Here is an 18,854-nt window from a genome sequence, read left to right on the forward strand (position 1 = left end):
CACTAAAGTTCATTTAAGCATTTATTGTTTCTCTCTGTATCCTCTGCGCCTTGTTGCAAAAATTGACTTTGACAAAAATTTATAGCTTTAACCCAAACCTATTAGTCTATAGGGATTTTCGATGTGGAATACAGCCACTGGTTTATAAGGACAGACTGCCATGCCGTTACAGCAACAGGACTTACGCAATAAAATAGCCCAAACCTTTATTCTTCGGTAGAGGCAATTCATGTAGACGCAAAGCGGCTTCCCACAGTGTATTGCCTCTACCGCGTGTAGTTTTGCGTAAGTCCTAATCAAAATGGAAATCGCCATATACAGTACCTTATAAATTAGGAATACAATCTCCACAAACTAGGGTAAATGTTCAAGGAAAACCGAAACATGAGCATAAAAATCTTCAGAAGCATCTTTGCTGCTGTCAACTTAGCGCTAATTTCTGGAGGATTAGTTAGTTGTGCTGTTGAAGTACCACAGCCACTTGCACCAACTGAGCAACAAAAACCAGTTCTGCAACCTAACCAGAACGACAATGATGATGATGGCGATCGCAAAAATCGCAAAGATGATGATGATGATGGTGATCGCAAAAATCGCAAAGACGATGACGATAAAGAAGATAACGACTAAATAAAGGCAAAACTATAACCTGAAGTTTCCATTTATGCTTATCCCACAAACTTCTACTTCCCTCGCCGATTGTTTACGCCTCCGACGGCAAAAATTAGCAAACCTCATTAAGTTTCCCGTAATTCTGTGGTCAGGTAGCAACAGTCCCCGCAACTTTCCAGCAAATCCCTTTCCATTTCGCGCTAACAGTCATTTCCTCTATTTTGCCGGACTGCCATTATCAAATGCAGCAATTCGTTTAGAAGCCGGCAGGCTAGAACTATTCATGGACGATCCATCACCTAGTAGCACTCTTTGGCATGGAGAAATGCCAACGCGCAATGAAATAGCCCAGAAGATTGGGGCAGATATGGCTCGACCAATGGCAGAATTAGAGTCTTGGGTAGAAAATGCTGTCACACTTGCTGTACAAGATGCAGCGACATGGACGCAACAATCGCAGCTATTAAATAGATGGGTTTTACCCCAAAGTCCTCCCCAAGGAATTGACTTAGATTTAGCTAAAGCGATCGCCTCCATCCGCCTCACTCACGATGAAGCTGCATTAACCGAGTTGCGAAAAGCTGCTGCTGTCACTGTTGAAGCACACAAAGCTGGGATGGCAGCAACACCTCAAGCCAAACTAGAAGCAGAAGTTCGCGCCGCGATGGAAGGGGTAATTATTGCCCACAATATGACCACCTCTTACAACAGTATTGTCACCGTTCACGGCGAAGTTTTGCATAACGAACACTATCACCACCCCTTGCAACCAGGTGATTTACTGCTTGCCGATGTTGGCGCTGAAACTGAGATGGGTTGGGCAGGTGATGTCACTCGCACATGGCCAGTTTCCGGTAAGTTTTCACCTACCCAAAGAGATATTTATAATGTAGTGCTAGCCGCTCATGATGCTTGCATTGCCAAAATACAGCCTGGTGTAGAGTATGAGGATATTCATCTATTAGCTGCCACGGTTATAGCTGAAGGTTTAGTAGAGTTAGGCATTTTCCAAGGAAATCCTCAATATTTAGTAGAGATGGATGCCCACGCGCTGTTTTTCCCTCATGGTATCGGTCATCTACTGGGTTTAGATGTCCATGATATGGAAGATTTGGGAGATTTAGCAGGGTATGAAGAAGGACGGAAAAGGAGCGATCGCTTTGGCTTAAGCTACCTCCGTTTAAATCGTCCCCTGCGTCCAGGAATGTTAGTTACAATTGAGCCTGGTTTTTATCAAGTGCCAGCAATTTTAAATGATGCCAATGTTCGCTCAAAATATCAGAATGTGGTGAACTGGCAGCGTTTATCTGAATTTGCCGATGTGCGCGGAATCCGCATCGAAGATGATGTTTTAGTTACGGCAGAAGGTAGCGAAGTTTTAACAGCTGCATTACCGAATGATGCTGATACTATAGAAAATTTAGTAGGTCGTTAATCTAGCCTTTAAAAGTGGTAAAAATTTTGGTCAATAACTCTTTACTCTGTGTCCTCTGCGCCTCTGTGGTTCAAAAAATTATAGAACCGCAGAGTCACAGAGAGCTTACCCCTCTCCTAAGAAACCGTATTTGTTTGAGGTTGGGGAATAAGCTCAAAACCTAATTGCTGCGCTCTTTTTTGGAGATTATTAACTGTGCGTTCACGATAGCGTTGTTCATAATAGTCCATGCCTTGATCAACATAGTCACCACCAGATGTCCAGAGTTGATAGAACCCACATTCCGCAGGTGCGATCGTAAATGCTGTATTTTTAAAAATGACCTAAATGCTGCATTTTAGAAGCATGACAGCATCACCATTAGATATAAGAGTACAGGATATTGACCACTGTGGGATAGTCGCAGGCATATGTGACGAAATGGAACTAGTAGAGCAAATCAATCGGCTACTAGGAAGCCATCCGCAAGAAATAATTAGTGCAGGTCAAGTGGTAAAAGCAATGATTCTCAACGGATTAGGGTTTGTCAGCGCCCCATTATATCTGTTTGAAAAATTTTTTATTGGCAAAGCTACAGAACACCTACTGGGAGAGGGGATACATCCAGAACACTTAAACGATGACCGTCTAGGTAGAGTGTTGGACAAACTCTACTCCTTTGGGCTAACAGAAGTATTTGTAACGGTGGCACTATCTGCGGCTCGTAAATTTGGTGTAAAAATGGACAGTTTACACCTGGATTCAAGTTCGTTTCACGTCGATGGTAATTACACACTCCAAACTCCAGAGGAGGAAGCAGAACCTGGAACAATCCACATAACTTATGGTTATTCGAGAGATCACCGCCCAGACTTAAAGCAATTTATTCTTGACTTGATGTGTAGTGGAGATGGAGACATCCCGCTATATTTAAGAGTCGCAGATGGGAATGAATCAGACTCAGCCATGTTTGCCAAATTAATCGCGGACTTCAAACGGCAATGGCTCCTTGATGCTTTGTTTGTAGCTGATGCGGCACTGTACACAGAAGAGAACTTGCAACAAATGAAGCAGTTACGTTGGGTATCGAGAGTACCAATCACTTTGACTGCTGCTAAACAGTTGTTAGATAACATTCATGAAAATGCATTTGTTTCCAGTTCATTACCGGGATACCGTATCGCTTCATGTTGTAACTTTTATGCCGATATACTACAACGTTGGATAGTAGTTGAAAGTCAAGTCCGTAAACAAGCTGACCTGAAGCAACTAGAAAAACGTTTATCTAAGCAGTTGACTAAAGCCCAAACCGAACTTAAACAGTTATCTCAACAGCAGTTTGCTTGTGAAAAAGATGCCCAACTTGCTGCTGAACGCATGAATTGTAAGTTGCCTTTACATCAGCTAGTTGATATCAAAGTAGTTGAAATTTTGCAGCACAAGGGACGTGGTAGACCGCGAAAGAATGCTGTTATAGAAAAGCACTATCAACTTTGTGCAACACTTGCACCCAAACAAACTGCTATAGATGTTGAAGTCCAAAGAGCCGGTAGGTTTCTCCTAGCAACCAATGTTCTTGATGCTTCTGAGTTAAGTGATGCTCATGTGTTAATTGAGTATAAGGCACAGCAATCTACTGAACGCGGTTTTCGCTTTCTCAAGGACCCGCTATTCTTTACTTCCAGTGTCTTCCTCAACTCACCCAAACGGGTTGCCGCATTAGCCATGATTATGGGCTTGTGTTTGCTTGTTTATAGTTTGGGTCAAAGGGCATTGCGTCAAGCACTCGATAGAGCTAAAAAGACTATCGATGATCAGTTGGGTAAACCTACTGCTGCTCCGACTCTACGCTGGGTCTTTCAATGTTTTATGTCGATTCACTTAGTTACTGTTGCCCAAACCAAGCAAATTACTAATTTGACTTCCGAAAGACACTGGATTCTCAACTTTTTTGGTGCCCCCTGTCGAAAATATTATCTGCTTTGCTAACTAGCCTGCGGAATGTGGGATAGAAAATCCGTGCTAACTTGTGAGCACTGGCAGTGATTGCTTTAGGCGCACCAAGACGAGAACGTAGACGACGATAAAACGCACCTAAAGCAGAATTACTTTTGCCAGCAGTTTGTGCTGCCATGCGAAAAGCATTGGCTGCTCGATTGATAACCTGACGAGTTTGAGAACTTTTAACTTTGCCACCAGTAATATTACTACCAGGACACAGCCCTAACCAAGAAGTAAAATGTTTGACACTCTTGAAGCGACCGGGATCTAAAACAACTTCCGAGAGAATAATTTGCACAGTTAAGACACCCAAACCATCAATTTTGTATAGCGCTTAACCGCTTAAACCAAGGGTATTGGAATATATAGATATTAAATTACAAACTTTTCTCGTAAGCTATTAGATATACATTTATTAGTAACGTAATACTCTTAATTACAATTAAAAAAATCGACCTTACTGTTAATAAAGTCGATTTAATCAAGCGGATTAATTCATGGAGTCAACCTGAAATCCAAAATATTATGTTCCCTAACTTAGGAGTTCTCCTGTTTCTTGTAGGGAGTGTAAGCGGCGGTAAATGCCTTCTTGATGTAAGAGTTCATCGTGGCTACCGACTTCTACAATCTTTCCTTGCTCCAAAACTACAATTTTATCTGCTTCTCGCACTGTACTTAAACGGTGGGCAATCACAATAGTGGTGCAAGTACCCTGAATCGATCGCATCGCTAGCTGAATTGAACGCTCAGATTCATAATCTAAGCTAGAAGTGGCTTCGTCAAAAATCAGCACATCTGGTTCCACTAGCAACGCTCTCGCAATTCCTAACCGTTGTCTTTGTCCTCCAGATAATCTGACACCTCGTTCACCCACAACGGTGTAATAACCTTGGGGTAAGTGTTGCACTACTTCATCGACTCTGGCAATTCTACAGGCTTCCTTAACCTGCTCTAAACTTGCATCCCGCCTGCCATAGGTGAGGTTATCCAAGATAGTACCGTTGAAAACGTCTACTTCTTGGTGAACGATCGCTAGCCTTCGTCTATACTTACCCACATTCAAAGTGCTAATATCTTGACCATCAATCAAAATTTGACCTTTTTGAGGTTCAAAATATCGCAACAGCAATTTAACTAGAGTAGACTTACCAGAACCAGAACGCCCAACTAATGCCACTGTTTGATATGGCTCAATCAACAAGTTAATATCTTGCAAAACTTGACGGTTGGCATCATATCCAAAACTGACGTGGGACAACTCAACTTTTCCAGTAAATTTATAGGGTAATTCTGTCTGGTTGCTCTCTTCTAAAAGACTAGCTGAATCAGATGGAATTGGCTCTTGGAGAAATTCGTGAAACCGCAGCATAGAAGAATAACGACGGGCAAAAAGTTCTCCCAATGTGCTAATAGGTTCTAATTCGGCATAAGCCATGCTAGAAAGAGTTAATGTCATGACAAAGTGACCAAGAGAAATTCTACCGTCTACTGTTGCTGCTAAAGTCAAACCCAGGATAGTAAAAACACAAAACTGAATTACAGTCCTTTGCCAAGTAGCCAGTTTCACATAACCTTTGTGAACGCGATACTCAACTACCATTAGCTCACGATCCAAACGTTGCTTTTGCCGCTTTAGTTCATGAGCTTCAGTAGCAAATGCTTTTACCGTTTTTATGTTGGTGATTAGTTCAGAATTACGACTTTCCGTATCTTCTGAATATTTATCCAGAATAGTTTCATGCCAAATCAGATGCTTTAAATCCTTCAAGCTAAAGCCAAGAATAACTACAAAGGAAATCAAATATAAAATCGCAATTCGCCACTCAATCACCAAGATAAACAAGAAAATTCCCAGTACCCGGACTAGTTTAGGAATTAATTGTCCGGCAACTTCAGGGTACGTAAAAGTGTGGTTAGAAATACCTCTTGCTATTCTTCCAGCAATTCTTCCTGGGTTATTTTCATCATAAAATTCTAGTGGGAGAGTGAGAATTTTTTCTACGGCTGTTTGGGCTTTCTGGCGACGCAACCTTAAGGATATATCCCAGTGAAACCAATGGGTTAACCAAGGTTGGGTTGGCGCTTTGACTACGGTGACAACGAAAACTAAACCCAGTAATACACCCAAAGATAGAGTTTTATTAATAGGGTAATTGGTGATGTCAGAAAAAGTTGCGATCGCACTTTGAAGTGGTTTATCCAAAGGTTGATTAGACAAAACGTTTAAAATCTGCCCAATCGCATAAGGAACAACCAAATCAATAATTTCGTAAATGCTAGATGCTGTAATACTAAAAAGACTCAGCTTCCAGTCAGAGCGAAAGTAATTGACAATATCTTGAAATTTGGCCATGATGCACACCGTCCAAGAGCGCGATCGTGAGCTTGGAATTTATATACTACAAGCATATTACAAAGTAGTCAAGGGCTATAGATTTAAATCACTCCTTTGGAGTAGTAAGCATTTGTGCTGGGATAAATTCTAGGCGATAGCGATAGAGAGCAACTGGTTGAGAATTAGCTTTAAAGTAATCTGGATCTTGGGGTGAAAGATAGACAGCAGTAACTTGATCTGCCTCAATTGCCGGATTAGCTGTTGGAAGTTTATGATAAGCAGTGGTAGATTCTACAGAGTTTAAATAGGGGCGTGAGCCACCTTTGAATAATTGTTGAAACACTTCTGTGGTGATGAACTTGCCATCAGGAAGAGTTTCTGTAGCTCGTGCAGTCACAATGGAAACTAGTTGGCGACTGCTACGCAGGAATGTAATCTGACGATTAGGTGAATCTGGATCTACTTTGACTGATAACACTGCTTCATCCCCTAAATAAGCTCGTGCCAAATTCAAACTATTAAACGCTCTATCTGCCACCAAACTTGGGGATTTGTAATCTATCTGAGGAAATATTTTTAACCTAGAAACATCTGGTTGTTCTTTCACAAATCTTACTACAAAACTCACAGGCTGATTTAATTGTCGGCGATTACCTTCAAACCCTGGAGTTACGATATCTGGTGCTAAAGGTGCAGCTAAATCTACTAAAGTACTGGTAACTTGCCAATCACCAGCCATCCATTCAGGGTAAACCAAATCACCCGAAGCCGATTGCACTGAAGTTAGTTTTTCCCACTGAGGAAAATTTGCTAACCGTTCAGATAACTCTCCTGCAAGAGCTTCGCTACTCCATAGTAGGACAAAAACCAGCAAGCAAAAACTCCAAATTCTCTTCATTACAAGCATCAGAAATTTATTTTTTATTGAATAGAAATTATTCCATACGACAATTATGTTGGATTTTGTTGACTTGAAGTTAAAGCCAATCCAGTTGAGCGATCACTATCCAAGGAATTCATTACACAACAATGGATAATCTTTAGTACTTTCTTATACAATATTTACGCACATTGTACGAATTCTTGGAGTTCTTGGTGTCTTCTCTGCGAAGGCGATTCGGTAATTTAGGTTTTTTGGCGATCTTATGTCTGAGTTCTGATACAATTTATAAAATATTTAAAAAATCTATAATTACCAGTGTAACAATTTCATAAAATACCAATTTATCTAATTGCATAAGCACTGTATGAATGTAATTACTCTGTGACTTACAGCCTAAGATCCAACTAATTATTATTAAATTTTCGTAAGTATATAAAAATAGGGAAATTAATGAATGAATGCACGTAATCCTGAAGTTTGTTTGCTCTCATCAGAAGCTGACAAAGCAATAGCAAATCTGCTCACAGATGCTTTAAACTACTACAGTATTGATATTTGGCAACCTAAAGATATATCAATAGGAAGCAAAACCATCAGTGAAACAAGAACAGCGCTAGACAAGGCTAAATTTGTTATAGTTTTATTATCAAATAATTTTGTTAAATCTTCTTTATTCATAGAGTTAGCTGTGGACGCAAAAAGAAATAACAAAGTACTAATTCCCGTTTTAATTGAAAATATCAGGATTCCTGGAGAATTTTTAGATATTCAGTCAGCTAATCTAATAAATTGGGATGGAAATAGGGAAAGTGAGCAAATTGTCCAACTTTGGAAACTTATCCAACAGCAATTTTTGAAATATCCAAGTAAGAAAATAGGATTCAATAATAATCAACTTATCGCTATTATCGGTCTGATTTTAACAGGCATGGGTGTATTGGTTGCTATTGTAACACCAGAAATTAGATGTAAATTAAAGCTACAACAATGTCCTGATAAATCCTCTATTGAAAAAACTGGTCAATCTTCTGAAGTTACTTTACGATCAAAGGATGTAAGCAATTCACCAGTTCCTATACAAACTACATCCCCACTTGAACCTACAATTGTAGATCCTTTACCAGATACAACGTCTATACAACCAATATCTACACCTCAACCTCCAATTGTAAATCCTTTACCAGACATAACTCCCATACCTACAATTAAAAACAAAGCATCTTCTGAACAAAACTTTGACATAGAACAGGTTAATTTTAAACTTCAAAGCTGCAAACACTCAAATCAAAACGTAAAATGTAACTTGCTAATAGAAAATACTGGCAATGAGAAAACACTTACATTATATGCTATTCATCTTAACAAAATAAGTAGATTATTTGATTTAGCTGGTAATGAATACACAGCTGAATCAGTTGAGATTGGTATATCAAAATCAAGTCGTTATCACGGTTTTGCTCGTACAGAACTTATACAAAATTCTAAGATTCAATCTAGTATCAGTTTTGTAGGAATTCCATCACAACTGAATGAAATAAAAATTTTAGAAATTAAGACAAACTTAAGTAGAAATGTTCAGTTTCGTGATATTTTATTATCAAAATAATTGGTAATGAATAAGAAGTTTTATCAATTACCAATTATCTATATTAAATTTCTGTTGGTAAAGGTTCCCAAATTTCCCCATACTTCTCTCGTAAACCTTGCCAAGCTTCCACCTGGCCTGGTTCATATTCTCCCGGTTTACCCCATTGCAAAAATAGGCTTAAAGCAGGCTCATGTTTATCATCTAAAAACCGAATAGCGTAGGTTGTAAAATTGCCTCTCTTTGCTTCACCAGTTTCAAATTTCACTTGAATAATTCTATCCATATTCAAGTGAAATTCAAAGCCTTCAGTGTGCATATTCGCATACTTACCTTTTGGTAATTCTGCATAAAATAGCTTTTCAATCTTGCCTCTTGCTTCTAATACAGCCGCACTGCTAGTGACAATTAAACGCAAGGTTCCAAGAGTTTCACAAGCTTCTAAAAATTCTTTCAATGTTGTGGTCATTTGTCATTTGTCCTTTGTCATTTGTACTGAGCGTAAAGCCTACGGCATAGCTTCGCTTAACGCGCAGCGTCTCCGTTAGGAGAAGCCGAAGTATTTGTTATTTGTCGTTGGTTAAACGATGAGTCCTAACTAATGCCTAATTCCCAATTCCCAATCCCTATTTTTCGTATTGTTCATAAGCAGCAACAATGCGCTGAACTAAAGGATGGCGCACGACATCTTTTTGGGAAAATTCACAAAAGGCAATCCCTTCAACGTGTTTTAAAATTTGTAAAGCCACTCCTAAACCCGATTGTTGATGAAGTGGTAAATCTGTTTGTGTCATGTCGCCTGTAATCACCATCCGCGAACGGAAGCCCAAACGAGTCAAAACCATTTTCATCTGAGCGGGTGTAGTATTTTGAGCTTCATCAACAATGATAAAGGCGTTATTGAGGGTGCGTCCTCGCATATAGGCAAGTGGTGCGACTTCAATTACACCGCGTTCCATTAAACTAGGTACTTTTTCTGGGTCGATGAATTCGTAAATAGCATCGTAAAGTGGGCGAAGATAGGGATTAACTTTCTGCTGTAAGTCTCCAGGCAAAAAACCGAGTTTTTCACCAGCTTCGACGGCAGGGCGAGTTAAAATTAGCTTTTCAACTTGATTGGACAGGAGTGCTTGCACGGCAACAACAACGGCGAGATAAGTTTTGCCAGTACCAGCAGGCCCAATCCCAAAGGTGAGATCGCGCCTACGAAGTGCGTCGATATATTGACGCTGGCGGAAGGTTTTAGCACGGACTTCTTCGCCCCGGCGACTTTTGGCAAGGACATCTCGCTGTAAATCTTGCAGTTCCCCTTGCCGATCGCTATCTATGGCTTGACGGGCTGTTAAAATATCGGCACTAGTGATGGTATTGCCTTTAATCCAAAGGTCTTCAAGCGATCGCACCAATCGAGAAGCCAGATCAATTTGCTCTTGAGTACCAGAAATCACTAATTCCTGTCCGCGCAGCACTAAATTGGCTCCTGTTTGGCGAGATAGGATTTTGAGATTTTCTTCTCCATCTCCCCCAAGAGCGATCGCACTGGAAACATTCGGCAGCTGAATTGTTAAAGCACCTGCCATAGTATTTTTTAATTCGTAAGGATCTATTTTTGACAAAGGTTAATATTTTTTCGCTAAAAACGAAATTACGCTTTTTACTTACATTTTAGAAAAATATTTGCAACAAATGAATCGGCCGTAGAGGCGTAAATCTGTACGTCCCTAGTTCTAAATAGTTCAAAAAAATATCCAAAAATCTTTTTGCTACTTTCTATCTTTACAAAAATTCTGAGCGGAGGTAACTACAACCGCTCAGATTTGCTCTCTAGTTTTAACCTAGCGGAGGCGAGGTTTAACAATGGGTTTAGGCCCATCATTTCCACGCGGTTCTCTTCTAGTTGGCGGTGGCGATCGCTCTTCTGTGTCTTCATCAAAAGACATACCTTCGCGGCCCGGAGTGGTACTGCCGTAGATATCCAGGTATGCTGATTGCCCAGCTGCGGCTGCGGCTGCGGCAATTACTGTACGAATCGCCTGAATATTGCGTCCCCCTCGACCAAACACTTTCCCTTTATCTGTGCTTTCAAAGGCGATGCGAACCCAAACCCGGTTGAGGGCCTGAGAAATTTCACAATCGACACTTAAAGTCTCTGGAGATTCCAAAAATGGCTGCACCAAAAACCGAACCAGATCAACATAGTTGGGACTGGCTGTTGGCAATTTTGTTCCGAAATTATGATGCGGCTGTTGCACTGACCTGTTCAAAAACATTAGCTTTTACTAGAATGCGACGTACGGTGTCAGTGGGTTGAGCGCCTTGTTGTAGTCGCTTGACGATACCGGGAACGTCTAATCGCACTTCATCAGTTCTGGGGTTATAAAATCCCAATTCTTCTAGGGGACGGCCATCACGGCGAGCGAGGTTGTTAATGGCGACAATGCGGTAACTTGCTTCCCGTTTTTTACCGAATCGCTTCAAGCGCAGTTTGATCATGTTGAAGAATCATTCTCCTGTTTAGATATAGTGGCCGAAGAAGTAACCTCAATCTGGCTGTTGCCGAGAAATGGAGGGTTAGTTTCTTCTGCTGATAAATTCTGAGGTCGAAATGCTAATTTTAGCACTGCCTAGCATTTGCTGCTATTAGTCATTAGTCATTGGTCATTTGTAAATTACCAATGCCCCATGCCCAATGCCCAATGCCCAATGCCCAATAATTAAAGATTGCCGAACCCTTTTTTCTTTTTCTCTTTGGTTTTTTTCTTTTTCGTGCCTGCATCACCACCATAACCCCGCCATCCGGGGGCTGCGGGACGATTACCTGCACCTGCGAAGGCGTTGCCCATGCCGCCGCCACCGCCGAACATTCCCGGCATTCCAGGGAAGCCACCTTGACCCATTTGCTGCATGAGCGATCGCATTTTTTGGAAATCACCCACCAGTTTGGTCACATCTGACTCTCTATAGCCGGAGCCAGAAGCAATCCGCCGCCGCCGACTGGGAGAACTGGCTAATAAATCGGGGTCGTGGCGTTCTTGGCGAGTCATGGAGTTAATCATCGCCTCACAGCGCTTTAGCTGGGTTTCTCCCTGCTTTAGCTGATCGTCTGAGAGCTTGTTCATCCCTGGGATCATCTTGATGAAGCCTCCCAGAGATCCCATGTTCTTCAGCATCCGCAACTGCTTGAGAAAGTCAGTAAAGTCAAACTTTGCTGACAGGATTTTCTCCTGCATTTTCTCAGCATCGGCTAAATCGAACTCTTCCTGGGCTTTTTCTACTAGAGTTAGCACATCGCCCATTCCCAAAATTCGGGATGCCATGCGATCGGGATAAAAGGGTTGCAGTGCCTCGACTTTCTCACCCACACCCACAAACTTAATCGGCGCTCCCGAAATCTTTCGCACTGACAGCGCTGCACCACCACGGCTATCACCATCCATTTTGGTGAGAATCGCCCCAGTAATTCCGATCTGCTCATGGAAGGTGCGAGTAAGATTTGCTGCCTCTTGACCAGTCATCGCGTCCACCACCAACAGAGTTTCATGGGGTTGGACAGTTGCTTTGATGCGGGCTAATTCCGCCATCATATCTTCGTCAATTTGCAGGCGACCAGCAGTATCAATAATTACTGTGTTTACACCCTCTGCCCTAGCGCGTTCTACGCCCTGTCGAGCAATTTCTACGGGATCTGCGTCGCTTCCTAGTTCAAATACTGGTACATCAATTTGCTTACCCAACGTCAGCAACTGGTCGATCGCTGCTGGGCGATATACGTCTGTCGCTACCAACAAACAGCTACGATCTAATTTTCTCAGATGTAAGGCTAACTTAGCCGTCGCTGTGGTTTTACCAGTACCTTGCAAACCAGCCATCAACACAATAGTAGGCTTTTCCTTAGCTTCTGCGATGGGAACATTTTCTTCTCCCATCACCTCCACCAGTTCATCGTGAACAATTTTGATGAACTGTTGGTCAGGTCGCACGCCGGTAACTACCTCGGCTCCCTGTGCTTTGGCTTCGACTTCGCTAATAAAATCTTTGACTACCTGGAGATTGACATCTGCCTCCAACAAGGCGCGGCGCACTTCGCGCAATGCATCTTGAATGTTGGATTGAGAAATTTTGTCCTGTCCCCGCAGTTTTTTCCAGGCGGCTTCTAAACGGTCAGATAGAGCATCAAACATAATGTAATTACAGGTAGTTCGCCAATGAGGAATCTTGAACCGCCGATAAATGCGATTCCGAATTTCCGCTAAATTTTAAACGTGCTATTTACCAGCTTAGTAGTTTTCACCGCGACTGTAGCAACCAGATACCTACCTTTATAGAAGATTGAGCTTAAAGTACAATGAGGCGAAGAAGGGCTATTGTACAGCGAGAACCTACATCACATATCGCTATGACTAGCAACACACTGCTTCAACCCACAGAAATCATCCACTTATCGGGTATTAGTTGGCAAACATACGAAAACTTGCTGACTGAACTTAGTGCTAGTCGCCGCCTCCGGCTTACTTACAATCGAGGTACTTTAGAAATCATGGTTCCTTCACCAGAACATGAGAGTTATAAAAAAGTCTTGGGTCGATTTATTGAAACTCTAGCGGAAGAATTAGAAGTCAATATCCAACCCCTTGGTTCTACTACTTTCAAGCGTCCAGAACTGAGTGGTGCAGAACCAGATGAATGCTTTTACATTAGAAATATCCAGTTAATCACTGTGCGTTCGCTGATTTTAAGGCAGTCAAAGGAATTAATTCCTTGAGGGGTAATGATTAAGAGGATTTTTGAAGCAACTCCTGATGAGAGTGGATTTGGGGGTAGTTTGAGTAGAGGATGATGTCAGGTGGTGGTGCATCGATGAGTGAGACAGAAGTAAAAATAAGCTCCGAGCGGATAGACGATATTCCATTAATAGTTAAATGGCTTGCTCAGATAGAGATAGCCAAACATATCGACCAAAAACTGAAGAAGCCGCACGGAAACCACCAAGGAATGAGCTACGGGCAGTTGAGTGTATTATTACTAACGTATATAATCACTCAATCAGACCATCGGTTATGTGCAGTCGAAGAATGGGTAGAAACACATCGAAAGATTTTGGAATTGACAACGGGGTGGTCGATAGGAAACAAAGATGTCAGTGATGACCGATTGGGAAGGGTAGTAGAAGAATTAGGCAAGCAATCACTTGCTAGACAAGAAATAGAAATTAAATTAGGAAGGCAGATAATTAGAGCATACGAATTACCGACAAAAATTGCACGCACAGACACAACAAGCTTCAGTGTAAATCATGAAAACACAAGTCATCTAGAAGACAATCTATTGCGTCATGGCTACTCCAAAGATAAACGCCCAGACTTATTGCAATATCGTCAGTTACTAGCAACGCTCGACCCGATGGGAATGCCCTTAGTCAGCGCCACTCTTGAAGGCAATGGAGCCGATGACCCTTTATATTTTCCCACCTGGCAAAAGATACAAAAAGTAATTGGGCACAAACATTTTGTCTTCATCGCTGACTGTAAGGCTGGTTCGATCTCAACCCGTGCCAACATCGCATTAAATGGAGGATTTTACTGTGTTCCCTTGCCAATGAGCGGACAAAACCCCCAATTGCTCAAACAATGGGTAAAACAATCATCAACAGAAATCATCGATATTCGTTTACCCCAACAAGAAGAACAAGAAACTGCTGTTGGTAAAGGTTTTGAGGTTGAGTTGGGTAAGTTTTGGTTAAATCCAGAAACAAATAAATGGGTTCGTTGGCACGAACGCTATTTGGTAGTTTATTCCCACAAGCTTGCTCTAGGAGCGATTGATAGTCAAAACAAACGCATCAATCAAGCTCAACTTGCCTTGGAGAAATTAGCCAATAAACCAGGAACCGAGCTAGATGTGCTTACTTATAAGGTTGAGAATATCCTCAAACGCCATCGCGTTACTGATTTTTTCTCAACTACGATTACAGAACAAACACGAACAGAAACTCGCCATCAAAGACGAGGACGACCCTCAAAAAATACTCTACAACAACAGGTTACTTCGACACGGCTTCAACTCCAAATTGAGAAAATTGATAGTGCAATTGTTGAAGCAGAAATTTTGGCTGGTTGGCGATTGTACGTAACTAATGCACCTCCCGAACAGCTAACTTTATCTGAGTCGGTAATGTATTACCGAGACGAATGGCTTCTTGAACGCGGTTTTCATCGCTTTAAAAGGGGTTCTTTGCCTGCTTTACCGATTTACTTCCAGAATCAAAACCGAATCACTGGCTTGATGTTTTTATTAAACATTGCTTTGCGCGTTTTTACCCTTATGGAGTTTGTTGTCAGGCAGGCACTTCAACAAGCTGAAGATTCTTTGCAAGGTCTTTATGATGGCAATCCCAAACGAAAAACTCCTCGTCCTTCTGCCGAACAAATGCTTAAGGCTTTTTGTCACCTAACTCTTTACTTCCTCCCTGATTCTACGGTCTTCATTACCCCTATTAACCAGCTTCAAAAACAGATTCTTTTATTGATGAAAATCCCTGAATCCATTTATGAGCTTGAACTTAAGCCCTGTAAGACATAATTCTCACTCACAAGGTCAAAATGAGCGAACGTCCAGTAATCAAGGGCAAAAAAAGAATTAATTTGCATTTGCAACAAGACCCGCCGCCAGACTTGGTAGTAGAAATTGATATTACTAGCAGTTATAAAAATCGCTTTGCAGTCTATGCTGATTTGGGTGTGCCCGAAATCTGGCGATATGATGGCAATTCTTTTAGTATTAACGTTTTACAAAATCAGAAATATATATCTGTTGAACAAAGTTTAGCATTTCCCAATCTGCCATTAACAGAGATTTCTAATTTTTTAGAGCAGGTGGGAGAAAAAGATTATTTGGAATTAGTTAAAGAATTCCGTCAATGGGTTAGAAGCCAAATTTAATATTAAAATAGCAAATTAATTTAGACAGATGTCGCAGCGAATCAAAGTATATTCATACTCAATATACCACTCGTCGAATTCATATATTGGTATTGCTCTTGCGGAAAAAGCATTGCAGGGTTTACCTGTTGATGTTGAACGACGACCAATCTACATACCAAAGGAACGAGGTATAAAGGTGGCTGATTTACAAGGACGAAGTGAAAGCGCCCTTTTATCTTCGTATCACAAAGAAGATTGTTTGCGGTGGGCGAAAAAGTACGGCATTGAAATTCGGCTCAAGGAACTTGAAGAATTTGGTCGGTGGGTCAAGCGCTGGGAGCAAATGAAATTTGGTCGGGAAGAACTTCCTGCAAGAGCGTATTACGCTGCTTGTGGAACTGGGAAGGAGCATCTGCTTGATGCAGCTTTTTTTCGAGCGACGTACATCGATCTTCTTGATGTTAACGATGAGTCTGTGATTAGGAAAGTTGTAAATGATGTCGGGTTGGATGGCGATCGCATTCTTGAGTTAATCCACAGGGAAGCAGCCAAAGAAGCAGCAGTGGCAGCTTTGGCAGAATACGAAAAGTTTGGCTGTCCCGGAGTCCCGACTTGGGTAGTCAACGGTGAGAGATTTTGGGGAAAGGATCGCGTTGATTGGCTTGTCGAAAAGGTAAAGCAATTATCTTAATTTCTCAAGAGTCGCCCTTTGATGATTTAGTTTGGTGCTGGTTTTGAATGCTGTTGTTGATAAAAACGAACAACTTTTTGCACATACTCAGCAGTGAAGCCTTTGTTACAACCTGTATAGCTACAAGTCATCCACCAACAAGCTGCGCCACGCACAGATGCAATTTCATTATTAGTAGCGCGGAATTGATTGCTTAACTCACGGCGGGTAATGCAAGAGACAACTTGGCGAGCGATCGCAGGATTGTTTTCAAACTGCGTCAGTGTTAGTTCTCGTTTGAGACAAGTTCTTGACCAGCCTTTGAGGGTTTCTGGTTTAACTTGCCATTCGCTGTAATATCCATCGTTGGGATTTTTTGTCTGCGGTGCAGCCTGTCGCAATGCTTCTACCATCGCCGCAACTTGAGCATCAGAAACCGGTACTGGCTGCTGTGCTTGAGCTAATACCCTTCTCCTAAGAAAACAGAATGGTTTCTTAGGAGAAGGGTAAGACTCTCACTAAATCTTTGATTTAGTGGTGCAACAATTCAGTGGCGGGTCTGAATCCCTCACTGATAGCGCAGCGTAAAGCCTTCGGCATAGCTTCGCTTAGGGCGAGTCCGCGAGCCTCTTCATTCTGACTCCTGAATTCTGAAGTCTTCTTCAAAAAATTTACTATAAAAAGCGGTACTAAAAAACTACCAAATAGTAGCCTCTTAATAATCATTATAAATTATTGAATATTTAATTTTTTAGAAATCTAAATGAGAATTAGTTATCCTCACATTAGTAAAAGGAATTGGCTATTTCTTGAAGTTGTTATTGAGATGTTAAAAACCAAGTACAGCATTTAACTAATTCGTAGCGAGTTAAATTTTGCAAGACTCTGTGCCCTTACCCTGCGCGAAGGCTTTCGCGTAGCGTCTCGTAGAGAAACGCTTATGCACTTAGCTATGCTACCTATTGCGTTTAAAAACGCTACGATTTAACACAAAACTGTACTAAGATTTACTCTTATCTGCTTCTTTTTGCGCCGCCTCACTATATTTCTTATATAGTTGAGTCCGAATTTTAGCTTCCTGATAACGACTGTGGTTTTGTGGCACAGTACCCATTAAATCTGAAGCTCGTTGCCACTTAGCAGCAATCTCTAGCCATTGAGTTGAGCTGGTGGCTGTTTTACCAGATGCAGAAGCTTGGTTGGCAATTCGCACAGATATTGAAAATGGGTCATCAGATGGCTCATCAAAGCTATTGCTAGGAACACGAGATGGTGTTTGGGCTTTTTTCTGGTTAGTATTTTCTGTAGTTAAAGATTTGGAAGTTTGTGGTTGCATTAAGTTTTTCAGTTTATCACCTAGCTGGGCATAAACAATCCAACTAAGTAACAAGAGTGAGCATAAACCAGCTGCTGCTAATACCTTGGTTTTAGGTTTATTACTGTGTTTTTCTTTGTTAATAAGTACTAAAGGACGAGAGACTTGAGTTTTAGGAAAATTTGGTTTTCCTAAGTCAGCTTGAGCTTCTGTAAAATCTTTAATTAGTTGCTTTACAATATTGGGCTGAATTAAGGCAATTTCCTGTGACCAGAGCAATTGGTTGTCGCGATCGCTATCTATTTCTTTTAACCATAGTAATTGTTGTTCTCGAACAATCCGACTATTGATATTGACTCGGCGAATGTGACGCGGAGCAATAGACTCAAGAATTTGCTGGATTTGTTCTACGAGGGGAGATTGCTCAAGTTGCTCTATCCTAGCTGCCTCGCACAGAAGTTGTAAAACACCATCAGAAAAAATGGCTCTAGTTCTGACACCAGATTTGGCTAGCTTTTCATTTAATAACTGAATAATCGCAGCAACGCTCCCTTGGTGAGCTTGCCAACCGATATCGTTTATTCGGTCTACCATCTGAGGTTTGGTGATAACTCTTCCACCCTGACTGATTAACGTATTCATTAATTTAGGGACTCTTTTCTACTGACCTTGATCTTGTCTTCGATTTTACGAGTAAAAAGATGAGTTGCCAAATAAAATCATAAAAGTCAAGCCTCCCTTCTCGGTTCGGTAAAGATGCTCGATCGCGCTCAGTTAATTTAACACTCCCACGCTTAAAAAGTGTAGGATTCTTGAACTGAAACAGCGCTTTCAGGTTATTAACGCCGATGCTGGCGGACGAGCTACCTGTTTGACATACTACATCATGATGTCTTTTGGCGATCGCATAAACTCAAGTTAAGTTAGCTAAATAGTATCAGGATCGACACCAAGGGATAGTTTAATGTCCAGCCGCTTCTCTCTAAGAGGCTACGCCGACTCCAACGCCTCTACACAACTAGTTTCTTCAACCTTTCCACCTGCGTGCATATCTTGCTATTGGGCTTATTCCCTGGTTAATCTTTCCTGTTTCACAGACTTTCGCTGATATTTCTGGAA

The 18,854-nt window shown here is 41.4% G+C and carries 17 protein-coding genes and 1 pseudogene; 8 read left to right on the forward strand and 10 right to left on the reverse strand.

What is annotated here, in order from left to right:
• The first annotated feature begins 384 nt into the window (after positions 1-384).
• From ACFFRD_RS22600 to ACFFRD_RS22610, 3 genes are all read left to right on the forward strand, one after another.
• Positions 385-630 carry a hypothetical protein gene (locus ACFFRD_RS22600; protein WP_392477551.1) on the forward strand — a complete coding sequence of 82 codons (246 nt, stop codon included), beginning with the start codon at positions 385-387 and terminating at the stop codon, positions 628-630.
• Between the two features lie 34 nt (positions 631-664).
• Entirely contained in the window at positions 665-2,047 is a 1,383-nt protein-coding gene (locus ACFFRD_RS22605) for an aminopeptidase P family protein (RefSeq protein ID WP_392477552.1), read from the forward strand.
• Positions 2,048-2,392: 345 nt separating this feature from the next.
• A complete protein-coding gene (locus ACFFRD_RS22610; RefSeq protein WP_392477555.1) occupies positions 2,393-4,015 on the forward strand; it encodes an IS1634 family transposase in 1,623 nt (540 codons plus the stop codon).
• On the opposite strand, the gene ACFFRD_RS22615 is transcribed toward ACFFRD_RS22610, so the two are convergent.
• The 3 genes from ACFFRD_RS22615 to ACFFRD_RS22625 all read right to left on the reverse strand — a co-directional run bounded on the left by ACFFRD_RS22615 (position 3,969) and on the right by ACFFRD_RS22625 (position 7,269).
• Positions 3,969-4,325, reverse strand: a complete 357-nt coding sequence (locus tag ACFFRD_RS22615; RefSeq protein WP_392477558.1) for a transposase — start codon at positions 4,323-4,325, stop codon at positions 3,969-3,971. The genes ACFFRD_RS22610 and ACFFRD_RS22615 overlap by 47 nt on opposite strands.
• A gap of 234 nt (positions 4,326-4,559) precedes the next feature.
• Positions 4,560-6,380 (reverse strand): ABC transporter ATP-binding protein, encoded by a 1,821-nt coding sequence (locus tag ACFFRD_RS22620; RefSeq protein ID WP_114082511.1) that lies wholly within the window; start codon positions 6,378-6,380, stop codon positions 4,560-4,562.
• A gap of 88 nt (positions 6,381-6,468) precedes the next feature.
• Positions 6,469-7,269 (reverse strand): DUF6816 family protein, encoded by an 801-nt coding sequence (locus tag ACFFRD_RS22625; RefSeq protein ID WP_392477560.1) that lies wholly within the window; start codon positions 7,267-7,269, stop codon positions 6,469-6,471.
• A gap of 430 nt (positions 7,270-7,699) precedes the next feature.
• Here ACFFRD_RS22625 and ACFFRD_RS22630 point away from each other — a divergent pair, with 430 nt between their 5' ends.
• A complete protein-coding gene (locus tag ACFFRD_RS22630; RefSeq protein ID WP_392477563.1) occupies positions 7,700-8,851 on the forward strand; it encodes a toll/interleukin-1 receptor domain-containing protein in 1,152 nt (383 codons plus the stop codon).
• Positions 8,852-8,894: 43 nt separating this feature from the next.
• On the opposite strand, the gene ACFFRD_RS22635 is transcribed toward ACFFRD_RS22630, so the two are convergent.
• From ACFFRD_RS22635 to ffh, 5 genes are all read right to left on the reverse strand, one after another.
• Complete coding sequence (locus tag ACFFRD_RS22635) at positions 8,895-9,299, reverse strand: ChuX/HutX family heme-like substrate-binding protein (RefSeq protein WP_392477565.1); 405 nt, start codon at positions 9,297-9,299, stop codon at positions 8,895-8,897.
• 157 nt (positions 9,300-9,456) lie between these two features.
• Positions 9,457-10,410 carry a PhoH family protein gene (locus tag ACFFRD_RS22640; protein WP_392477567.1) on the reverse strand — a complete coding sequence of 318 codons (954 nt, stop codon included), beginning with the start codon at positions 10,408-10,410 and terminating at the stop codon, positions 9,457-9,459.
• Positions 10,411-10,665: 255 nt separating this feature from the next.
• Positions 10,666-11,100: a KH domain-containing protein gene (locus tag ACFFRD_RS22645; protein WP_114082506.1), complete on the reverse strand. Its 435-nt coding sequence runs from the start codon at positions 11,098-11,100 to the stop codon at positions 10,666-10,668.
• Positions 11,063-11,323 (reverse strand): 30S ribosomal protein S16, encoded by a 261-nt coding sequence (rpsP, locus tag ACFFRD_RS22650; RefSeq protein WP_012409382.1) that lies wholly within the window; start codon positions 11,321-11,323, stop codon positions 11,063-11,065. The genes ACFFRD_RS22645 and rpsP overlap by 38 nt, the downstream gene beginning before the upstream one ends.
• A gap of 221 nt (positions 11,324-11,544) precedes the next feature.
• On the reverse strand, positions 11,545-13,011 hold the full coding sequence (gene ffh / locus ACFFRD_RS22655; protein WP_114082505.1) for a signal recognition particle protein: 1,467 nt from the start codon (positions 13,009-13,011) through the stop codon (positions 11,545-11,547).
• Between the two features lie 215 nt (positions 13,012-13,226).
• Here ffh and ACFFRD_RS22660 point away from each other — a divergent pair, with 215 nt between their 5' ends.
• From ACFFRD_RS22660 to ACFFRD_RS22675, 4 genes are all read left to right on the forward strand, one after another.
• Positions 13,227-13,592 (forward strand): Uma2 family endonuclease, encoded by a 366-nt coding sequence (locus ACFFRD_RS22660; RefSeq protein WP_392477570.1) that lies wholly within the window; start codon positions 13,227-13,229, stop codon positions 13,590-13,592.
• A 71-nt stretch (positions 13,593-13,663) separates the two neighbouring features.
• Entirely contained in the window at positions 13,664-15,409 is a 1,746-nt protein-coding gene (locus tag ACFFRD_RS22665) for an IS1634 family transposase (protein WP_392476359.1), read from the forward strand.
• A 20-nt stretch (positions 15,410-15,429) separates the two neighbouring features.
• Positions 15,430-15,768 (forward strand): Uma2 family endonuclease, encoded by a 339-nt coding sequence (locus ACFFRD_RS22670; protein ID WP_392477571.1) that lies wholly within the window; start codon positions 15,430-15,432, stop codon positions 15,766-15,768.
• 28 nt (positions 15,769-15,796) lie between these two features.
• Complete coding sequence (locus ACFFRD_RS22675) at positions 15,797-16,441, forward strand: DsbA family protein (protein WP_392477573.1); 645 nt, start codon at positions 15,797-15,799, stop codon at positions 16,439-16,441.
• 26 nt (positions 16,442-16,467) lie between these two features.
• Here ACFFRD_RS22675 and ACFFRD_RS22680 read toward each other — a convergent pair.
• Both ACFFRD_RS22680 and ACFFRD_RS22685 read right to left on the reverse strand, forming a co-directional pair.
• Positions 16,468-16,884 (reverse strand): annotated as a pseudogene (locus ACFFRD_RS22680) (hypothetical protein); the annotation flags it as partial.
• Between the two features lie 536 nt (positions 16,885-17,420).
• Complete coding sequence (locus ACFFRD_RS22685) at positions 17,421-18,377, reverse strand: hypothetical protein (RefSeq protein WP_256874378.1); 957 nt, start codon at positions 18,375-18,377, stop codon at positions 17,421-17,423.
• Between the last annotated feature and the right edge of the window lie 477 nt (positions 18,378-18,854).

It is taken from the genome of Nostoc sp. C110 (genome assembly GCF_043099725.1).
GTDB classification, from domain to species: Bacteria; Cyanobacteriota; Cyanobacteriia; order Cyanobacteriales; family Nostocaceae; genus Nostoc; species Nostoc muscorum_A.